Here is a 9,002-nt window from a genome sequence, read left to right as displayed (position 1 = left end):
CTAGCGAGCCATATAGGGGTCCAGATGATGGGCAAATAACTGACAGCTTCTGGATTGGAAAAACCGATTTTTATCGCTTTCGTATTTCGGCTGGAAAAAGTATTGGGAACATAATAGGACAAACTGGGTTATATCCATCAGTAGATACTTTCGCCTCCGCCGTTGGGGCCATGCACTATGAGCAGACAACCTCCTATGTTTCGACATATCACACTTTAAATGGGTGGCAAACATCTAGTGCATATATAGCCTTTGCCGATACGGACAGAGGACTTTTATATTTAGGATATCCGTTTAGGGGAGGAAAAACAGACCCTGATGAATTTTCTGCGTATGCAGCTCCTTTATTTTATGCGGATAGCAATAGCCCTATCATGGGGATACGAGAATTTTTAAAGACATGGAACTCCTATCACACCATACTCTATAAAAGCAAAACAAAAATTAATCACTGGAAAACGCTTCTTTCTGCCGCGCTGATAATAGCGAGTTTTGTTGTTTCTTTTATGGCGATCGCCACATATGCTCCATTAGCAACTGCAACTATAGGCGGAAGCTCTGCGTTAGGCTTGTCAGGAATTGCTGCTATTGTAGCGACCATAGGCGGAGTCGGTGGATTTATCGCTACAATAGGCTCTCTTTCGGGTAAAAAAAGCTTAGCTAAATTCGGACGCGTGATGGGTTTTATAGGCGCAATAGGCTCGATCTATCTCTCCGTAAAATCTCTTTTTACCCAATCCGTCGCCGCTCAAAACGCGAGCACCGCGACAAATCAAGCCGTAGCTGGAGCAAGTGGAGCAAATCAAACCTGCCAGCTCTACAACGGCGTAAGCGTGAGCTCTTGGGCTGGCACAAACGCGGGCGCGAGCTCTGCGGTAAATGCGGCACAAGGAGTATCTATCGGTGGCTTTGCCGCCGCAGGAGCTACTAGCACGTCACAGCTTTACCTCACTACCGCACTGAAAGTAGTAGGTATCGGCAGTAAGGCTTTTGCTCTGGTGCAGGATATACGCTCGGAATTTCGCAAACACGGCGACACGCAAGATACAGATATGCAAGAGCAAAGTGACGACGAAAAAGTAATCAGCGTTAGCGGTGACGCGCAGCAAGATGATGGCGACGTAACGCGTAGATTTTATGAGCGCGACGTAGAATACGACATCGGGCTTACGGGCGGCACGTTAATATCGATCGATGATAGCGTATTGGATGAGCCGAATAGCGCGATAAAAAACCTATCGACACGGTAAGATTGCCTAAATTTATCCCCCCCTGCCGATTACTTTTTGCTGATTTTTTAGCTGACTATAAATTTTGTATAAAAAAGTGTATAACTAAAATTTACATCTTGCCTATTTTAGGCGATATATATATTATAATCAAATCCCCTGTGGGTCACCATTTCATCACTTAAAATCAATTAAAATTTTCTAGCATTTAGCTGCCTGCCCTTGAAATTTAAGACCTCATTTGATTTTGTAGTATGTTGATTAAAATTTCATCATATTTTTTTATCTAGGCTAATTGCTCTAGAATGAAAGTCGCGCGAATTAAAATTTAGATCGAATTTTAATTCACGGCTAAAACCCGCTGCTGCTTATATTTTCCAGATTACGCAACCTGTTCCAGTTCTGTTCGTTCTGTAAATTTCTCATATTTTGCCGCTGCTGCATCTGCCTCATCTGCTGCTGCGCTTGGTGTTGCATTAGGCTTTGCTGCGTGGCGATATACCTCTCCTGCGCTCTTTGCTGAGCTTGCGCGCTGTCCGCTCTGAATGAATTAAGCGTATCTTGCGATACCGCTTGCTTTTGCGCCGTCTGCGCGACTTTGGCGTCAGTCTTTTGCCACTTCGCACAGCGGTTTGGCTGCTCCTTGCTTAGCGGGTTTGCGACATCGCATCTGCTCGCGTCCGCCACTAATGAAGCCTCCTCGTCGCCCTGCGAGAGCAGCGAGCAGCCGCCAAGCAACACGACTAAAATAAGGGCAAGGAAAAATTTTAACTTCATAGCCGCCTCTTAAATTTTATCTTTAATTCCCGACCGCCGCTAATCTGCGCCCTTTGCGAGGTCGAACCCGCACTGCGCCACAAGCGCCTTATCGCTTGCGATGCTATCGCCGGTGGTGGTTAGGAAATTGCCCGTAAGCGCCGAGTTGATGCCGCATCCAAGCGCCGTGCGCACGTGCTCGCCCAAATTCCGCCTGCCGCCTGCGAAGCGCAGATACGCGCGCGGCAAGATGAAGCGGTAGATCGCGATCGATTTTAAAATTTCATCGTGCGCTAGCGGCGCGGCGTTTTGCAGCGGAGTGCCCTTGATCGGGGTCAGGATATTGATCGGCACGGAGCTAACGCCCAGCTCTCGCAGCTGCAGCGCCATATCGATGCGATCTTCCATGCTCTCGCCCAGCCCGAAAATCCCGCCGCTACATACGTCAAGCCCCACGGCGCGGCAGTTTTGTATCGTTTGGATGCGGTCGTCGTATCTGTGCGTCGTGCAGATCTGCGGATAAAATTTGCGCGAAGTCTCGAGATTGTGATGATAGGTCTGCACGCCGCTAGCTTTAAGCAGCGCCAGCGCGGGCTTTGAGGCGATTCCCAGCGAGGCGCACAGATGCAGCCGCGTTTCGCTTCGCAGCCGCTCATAGATCTCGCAGTATGCCTTAAGATCGGAGCTTTTTTGAGAAATTCCGCGCCCGCTGGCGACGAGCGAAAAGCGGTGCGTCTGCTCGGCTTCGTTTGCAAGCGCGGCGCTTAGCACCTGCTGCTCGCTCAAAATTCCGTAAGTCTCGCAGCCCGTGTTAAAATGCGCCGACTGCGCGCAGTATTTGCAGTCCTCGCTACAGCGCCCCGATTTTACGTTTATGATCGTACAGAGATTAAATTTATCGCCGCAAAACTCGCGCCTGATCTCATCCGCCGCTGCAAAAAGCGCGCCCAAATCCTCGCATCGCGCCAGCTCTAGCGCCTGCTGCTTTGCAATCCCGCAGCCGCCTATCACGCGATCTTTCAGCGCGCAAACATAAGCCTTATCTATCAGCATTCATCCTTTTTGATAAAAATGCGTAATTATACAATGCGAAATTTAAAGCAAAGCTCGAGCGCGAAATTTTGGCATAGGAATTTTCCGCTAAAAATTTACGCGGAATTTTATGCCCTTTGTGCGCCGCTTTTGTGCCGTAGCTTTTACGGACGGCTCGTCTGCGGTATCCGCGCGCAATTTATCGTTTTGAAATTTTATTTTGGCTAAAATTGCGACTTTAAATTTAAAGGTAAAAAATGAAATACGACGTTATCGTTGTGGGCGGCGGACACGCGGGTATCGAGGCAAGCTTAGCCGCCGCAAAAATGGGCGCAAAGACGCTGCTAATTACGATCTTAGCCGAGCAGATCGGCGCTGCGAGCTGTAACCCTGCAATTGGCGGCCTTGCGAAGGGACATCTGGTAAAGGAGATCGACGCGCTGGGCGGTCAGATGGGGCTTGCGGCGGATGCGTGCGGGCTGCAGTTTAGAATTTTAAACGAGAGCAAGGGCCCCGCGGTGCGCGGCTCGCGCGCTCAGATCGATATGGACGAATACCGCATTTACATGCGAAATTTGCTGCTAAACACGCAGGGGCTGGACATAAGTCAGGAGATCGCGAGCGAAATTTTAACCTGCGAGCAAGGAGGCGTTCCGCGCGTTTGCGGCGTTAAGACCCATCTTGGCAACGTTTATGAGACCGAGCATCTGATAATCACCGCCGGCACCTTTTTAAACGGGCTAATTCACGTGGGCGAGAACAAGCTGCAAGCAGGGCGCGTGGGCGAGCTAGCTAGCGTCGAGCTAGCCGAATCGCTACGGAGTCTAGGGCTGCAAATGGGGCGACTAAAGACGGGCACCTGCCCAAGGATCGATGCTAAGACGATCGATTTTAGCGTGCTTGAGCGCCAAGACGGCGACGCGGATCCGCGCGCTTTTAGCTTTCGCAGCAAAAATTTTGCGCCGAAGCAGCTTGCTTGTTTCATCGCTTATACGAACGAGCGCACGCACGAGATCATCCGCGAAAATTTCGCCCGCGCGCCGATGTTTACGGGGCAAATTTCAAGCACCGGCCCGCGCTACTGCCCGAGCATCGAGACTAAAATTTATGAATTTCCGGCTCGCGACCGCCACCACGTCTTCGTCGAGCCGCAGACGCGCGAGGCTACGGAGTATTACGTAAACGGGCTTTCTACGAGCCTTCCTTACGACGTGCAGATTGCGTTTTTGCGCACGATCAGAGGCTTTGAAAATGCTAAAATTGTCCGCCCCGGATATGCGATCGAGTACGATTTCGTCGATCCTACCGAGCTTAAGCGCAGCCTCGAGACCAAAAAGATCCGCGGGCTTTTTTTAGCGGGGCAGATCAACGGCACCACCGGCTACGAGGAGGCCGCGGCGCAGGGGCTGATGGCGGGCATCAACGCCGTGCTTGATTTGCGCGGGCGGCAGCCTTTGATTTTGCGTAGAGATGAGGCGTATATCGGCGTTTTGATCGATGATCTCGTCACCAAGGGCACGAACGAGCCTTACCGAATGTTTACTTCGCGCGCGGAATTTCGCCTGCTGCTGCGCGAGGGCAACGCCGTGCTGCGTCTAAGCGAATATGGCCGCGAGATCGGGCTTTTAGACGAGGCGAGCTACGAGCGGGCGAGCAAATTTAAGCACGACGCGCAGAGCGGAATGGAATTTTTGCTAAAAACGCAGATTACCCCTTCAAAACAGACGCTTAGCCTGCTGCAAAGCATTGGCGCGGAGCCTATTTCGCAAAGCTGTAGTTTACAAAAAATCGCCTCTCAAAGCGGTTTTTCAAAGGCGGGACTGCTTGCTCTGGCGCCGCATTTTGAGGGCTTTAGCGATGAGGTTTTGGATGAAATTTTAACGCAGTGCAAGTATCATTTCTACATCGCGATGCAGCGCGCAGAGGTCGAGAGGATGAAGGGGCTGCTGGGCGTCGCGATCCCGCCGCAGATCGATTTTAGCAAGATCGGCGGGCTTAGTAATGAGATCGTGCAGAAGCTAAACCGCTTTGCGCCGCCGACGCTGTTTGCCGCGAGCGAGATCAGCGGCGTAACGCCCGCCGCGATCGATATTTTGCACATCTACATCAAGCAAAATTTTGGCCTGAAATAAGCTGCGCGTCTGGCGTGAGAAAGCTGTAGTAGAATTTTACTACACAGGCAAAATAGGAATGAGCATGCAAGATGAGTTAAATTTAAGCCTGAAAAAAAATGCAAGAGACTACGACAAAGAGCCGCTAGTCATCAAAGACGAAACTAATCAAGTCATAAAAATTTCGATTATTTTGATGCTCGCGTTAATGGCTTTTGGAACTTTAAGAAACGTATTTTTTAGCGGCAACTCCGATATGTTTAAAATTTCATTATACTTTTTGCTCGTCATAGGCAGGAGAAAATTCGATATGAATTTCTATAGAAACGCTTATGTCTATTTTTACAACGATAAAATCGTCAAGATAATTGACGGCGAAATTTTTGCGGAAATTACGCCGCGTCAAATACGAAAGCTTCACAAAACAGTATCCTATGCGCTTCCGATACATTACGGGCTAGATAGCGTCGGCGGTAAAACAGGCGTAATATTTCTTGTCGTTATCATGGCGGCTATGTTTGTAGTGCTGCCCGTAGCGACATCTATTTTTATAATTTTAGCGACGATCTGCGTAGTGCTTTTGCCTCAGATCATTTTTCACTTCGGAGGTGACGTCGATAGCGTTTTTGATATGATATTTTTACAGGGCAAAAACGGTTTGTTTTGTAATTTTATGATCAGCGATCCAAACGATTACGCCGAGCTGCGTAGATATTTCAAAGCCGTTTGTAATAAAAATTTAGACCTAGCCGAAAAGAAAATCACGGCGTTATTTGAAGTAAGCAAATTGGAGGTAAATTTATTAGCTAAATTTATCACGGAGCGCAACAAAAAGGGCGATGCCTAGAGTTAAATTTGGATTTTAGCAGAGCCGGTAAAGCTTATAAAATTTAAAAATATAGTTAAATTTTGTGCTCTGCCGCTTTAGATTTTTAAATTTAATTCAAAATTTTGCGATCCGTCAAATTTAATCCTATCTGCTAATTTCTGTCAGGGGCGTAAATACAGATAAAGCTTATCGCTCCTGGCGCGCCAAAAGTGGATAAATTTACGTCGGAATTTTACGCAACCCGGGTAAAATTTTATTCGCGAAATGAGAACGGATTTAAAATTTAACCGTTTTTTCAAGCGAATTTTGCCACAATTGCGCTCAAATTTCATTGGGGCGAAAGATGAAAAAATATACCAAACAAATCCTCGCGATGCTCGCGCTAAACGCGATTTACAGCGGCTCGGGGATCTTAATTTTAAGCTTTATCAATAAATATCTACTTGACGGCGCCGAAAGAGGCGGCAGGATCATCGCGCTATTTTTCGCGCTTTTGGCGATATTTCTGCTGCTTTCGGTGCTAAGCCGCATCATGCTTTGCAAGATGGAAAACGACTTCGTGTTCGATCTGCGCACCAAGATCATCAAGCAGATCATCGATACGAAGTTCGAGCGCATCGAGGCTGCGTCGAAGGCGAACCTGCTTGCGTCCCTTTCCAGCGATATTTCGCGCCTGACCGAGGGCTTTATGCGCATTTCCGAGCTGATCCAAGGCGCGATGATAGTGCTATTTTGCGGTATCTACGTGCTGTACATCGCGCCTATGATGTTTGCGTTTTTATTCGTCTGGATCGGCGCGCTGATGATTTTCAACCGTTTTTTGATGAAAAAGGTAATGCAAAATTACGATCTGTACCGCCAAAACGAGGACGTTTTGTATAAAAACTACGCCGCGGCGATCGAGGGGCACAAGGAGCTGTCACTAAGCCTAGCCAAAGCAAAGAGCCTATACGAAAACGACTTTTTGCCCAACGCGCAAAATTTGCGCCAAAGCTCGCTGCGAGCCGAGGTTTACGGCGCATTCGCGAGTAATTTTATGAATGTAATGATGCTTGGCGCGGTGGGATTTGTGCTTTATTTTGGGCTTAGCGGAGGCAAGGCGGAACTTGCAAACGCCGTAACGATCGCGCTTACGGTGCTTTTTTTGCGCGCGCCTTTGATGATGCTCATATTCTCGCTTCCTAGCGTGCTGCGCGCAAAGATCGCCTACGCAAAGATCAATGAGTTAAATTTAGACCCTTTCGTGCAGGGCTTCGAGCTTGCGCAAATGCAGCCGTGGCGCAGCTTGGAGCTTAAAGACGTGGGCTTTTCGTATCCGGGCGGCAGGTTCGGCATCAAAGGGGTAAGCTTGCAGCTAAATGCGGGCGAGACGGTGTTTTTAATCGGCGAAAACGGCAGCGGAAAATCGACGCTTTTTATGATCTTAGCGGGCCTTTATACGCCGCAAGCAGGCGAAATTTTAGCCGACGGCGCGGCTCTTAAACCCTCTGATCTGCGCGCCTACAGCAACAACATAAGCGCGGTTTTCAGCGATTTTTATCTCTTCGACTACGCTACGGGCGATGCGGAGATCGCGCGCGAGTGGCTCGCGCTCACGCACCTGCAGGATAAGGTTGAGCTAAAGGGGGCTAAATTTAGCACCACGAGCCTATCTAGCGGGCAGCGCAAGCGCCTAGCGCTCGTAAGCGTGCTGATGGACGGGCGAAAATTTTTGATGCTCGACGAGTTTGCCGCCGATCTCGATCCGCAGTTTCGCGCGGAGTTTTACGAGCGGATTTTGCCCGAGCTGAAATCGCGCGGATATACGATCTTTGCGATCTCGCACGATGATAAATACTTCGGCGCCGCAGATAAAATTTATAAGATGCAAAGAGGCGAAATTTCGCGCATAAAGTAAAGCGGCGAAATTTTAAAATTCTACGCAGAATTTCGCGATGGAATTTGGCGTCTAGATGAAATTTCGCCTTAGGATTTCGCTGCGAAATTCTACGATTGAAATTTAAGTGGCAAGGCGAAATTCGCTTAAAATTTTATAGCGCAAATTCCGCTTCAAGCCCCTATGCTAAAGTTTGCAGTAGATAGAATTTTGCCTCTTTGGCGCAAATTGCAAAAATTTAACCGAAATTTACTAAATTTTGATTATACTGCACCCACAATTTAAAAAGAAAGGATAGGAATGAAAAAAGTTCTTATTGCATGTGCTGCGGTTGCGGCGTTTAGTTCGAGTGTATTCGCCGCTGACGGCGCTACTTTATATAAAAAATGCGTGGCCTGTCATGGAGCTAACGCCGAGAAGCCTTATCTTGGCGGCAAAGTACCTGCGCTAAACACCCTAAGCAAGGAAGATATCATCGCTAGCCTAAAAGGCTACAAAGACGGCACTCTAGGCGACGGCAAGGGAAAATTTGGCATGATGGGCGTTATGAAAGGTCAAGCAGCTTCGCTTAACGACGAATCGATCGAAGCGCTAGCCGATTTCATCGTTTCTAAAAAATAATTTCAGACTTCATTCGGCGAGCTTCGCGCTCGCCGAGCTTCGCTTAACTTTAAATTTTAAAATTCTACGCTAATATCACGTAAAAATTCCAAAGGCTCATAATGTTTAACGGACTGATCAGAGAGATCGCGCAGGTTGCGAGCTTTAGCGGCGATTTGCTGCGATTGCGCGCGAGATACCGCCCCGCGCTCGGCGATAGCGTCGCGGTAAACGGCGCGTGCCTGAGCGTGACACGGCTTTTTGCGGATGGATTTGCGGTGCAGCTTTCGAGCGAAACGGCGCGCGTCATCGCCGTGCAAAACCTGCGCGGACCTGTGCATATCGAGCCTGCGATGCGGATTGGGGATCGCATAGACGGGCATTTGATCCAAGGGCACGTCGATGCTGTGGGTGAAATTTATAAAATTTCAAAGCTTGCAAGCGGCGTCGATTTTTTCATCCGAGCGCCGATGCATATAGCGCCGCTGCTAGCGCCGAAGGGCTCGGTAGCGATCGACGGCGTGAGCCTAACGATCAACGAAGTGCTTGGGGGCGGCGGTACGCACGGG

The 9,002-nt window shown here is 48.9% G+C and carries 8 protein-coding genes; 6 read left to right on the top strand and 2 right to left on the bottom strand.

Features of this window, described 5'->3' with window-relative positions; translation table 11 throughout:
- On the top strand, positions 1-1,250 hold a 1,250-nt coding region (locus Q0256_RS08755), incomplete at its 5' end, for a hypothetical protein (RefSeq protein WP_297962271.1).
- Between the two features lie 330 nt (positions 1,251-1,580).
- On the opposite strand, the gene Q0256_RS08750 is transcribed toward Q0256_RS08755, so the two are convergent.
- Positions 1,581-2,006 (bottom strand): hypothetical protein, encoded by a 426-nt coding sequence (locus Q0256_RS08750; RefSeq protein ID WP_297962270.1) that lies wholly within the window; start codon positions 2,004-2,006, stop codon positions 1,581-1,583.
- Positions 2,007-2,045: 39 nt separating this feature from the next.
- Positions 2,046-3,038, bottom strand: coding sequence for a biotin synthase BioB (gene bioB / locus Q0256_RS08745; RefSeq protein ID WP_297962269.1), 993 nt, complete (start codon positions 3,036-3,038; stop codon positions 2,046-2,048).
- A 236-nt stretch (positions 3,039-3,274) separates the two neighbouring features.
- Between bioB and mnmG the strand changes: the two genes are divergently transcribed.
- The 5 genes from mnmG to Q0256_RS08720 all read left to right on the top strand — a co-directional run.
- Positions 3,275-5,149, top strand: a complete 1,875-nt coding sequence (mnmG, locus tag Q0256_RS08740) for a tRNA uridine-5-carboxymethylaminomethyl(34) synthesis enzyme MnmG (protein WP_297962268.1) — start codon at positions 3,275-3,277, stop codon at positions 5,147-5,149.
- 64 nt (positions 5,150-5,213) lie between these two features.
- Positions 5,214-5,975, top strand: a complete 762-nt coding sequence (locus tag Q0256_RS08735) for a hypothetical protein (RefSeq protein WP_297962267.1) — start codon at positions 5,214-5,216, stop codon at positions 5,973-5,975.
- Between the two features lie 325 nt (positions 5,976-6,300).
- The gene (locus tag Q0256_RS08730; protein WP_297962266.1) at positions 6,301-7,854 is read left to right on the top strand and encodes an ATP-binding cassette domain-containing protein; all 1,554 of its coding nucleotides are present in this window, start codon (positions 6,301-6,303) and stop codon (positions 7,852-7,854) included.
- Between the two features lie 279 nt (positions 7,855-8,133).
- A complete protein-coding gene (locus Q0256_RS08725) occupies positions 8,134-8,454 on the top strand; it encodes a c-type cytochrome (protein WP_297904747.1) in 321 nt (106 codons plus the stop codon).
- Between the two features lie 101 nt (positions 8,455-8,555).
- Positions 8,556-9,002 (top strand): riboflavin synthase (locus Q0256_RS08720; RefSeq protein WP_297962265.1); only part of this gene is annotated, 447 nt, incomplete at its 3' end.

This window comes from uncultured Campylobacter sp. (assembly GCF_937949835.1).
In the GTDB taxonomy this organism is placed as follows: Bacteria; Campylobacterota; Campylobacteria; order Campylobacterales; family Campylobacteraceae; genus Campylobacter_B.
This window is presented reverse-complemented; position numbering and strand designations above follow the sequence as displayed.

Bases quoted from the DNA above. Each gene is read 5' to 3' on its own strand.
- Q0256_RS08730 (WP_297962266.1), top strand. From the start codon at position 6,301: ATGAAAAAATATACCAAACAAATCCTCGCGATGCTCGCGCTAAACGCG.
- bioB (WP_297962269.1), bottom strand. From the start codon at position 3,038: ATGCTGATAGATAAGGCTTATGTTTGCGCGCTGAAAGATCGCGTGATA.
- Q0256_RS08725 (WP_297904747.1), top strand. From the start codon at position 8,134: ATGAAAAAAGTTCTTATTGCATGTGCTGCGGTTGCGGCGTTTAGTTCG.
- Q0256_RS08750 (WP_297962270.1), bottom strand. From the start codon at position 2,006: ATGAAGTTAAAATTTTTCCTTGCCCTTATTTTAGTCGTGTTGCTTGGC.
- mnmG (WP_297962268.1), top strand. From the start codon at position 3,275: ATGAAATACGACGTTATCGTTGTGGGCGGCGGACACGCGGGTATCGAG.
- Q0256_RS08735 (WP_297962267.1), top strand. From the start codon at position 5,214: ATGCAAGATGAGTTAAATTTAAGCCTGAAAAAAAATGCAAGAGACTAC.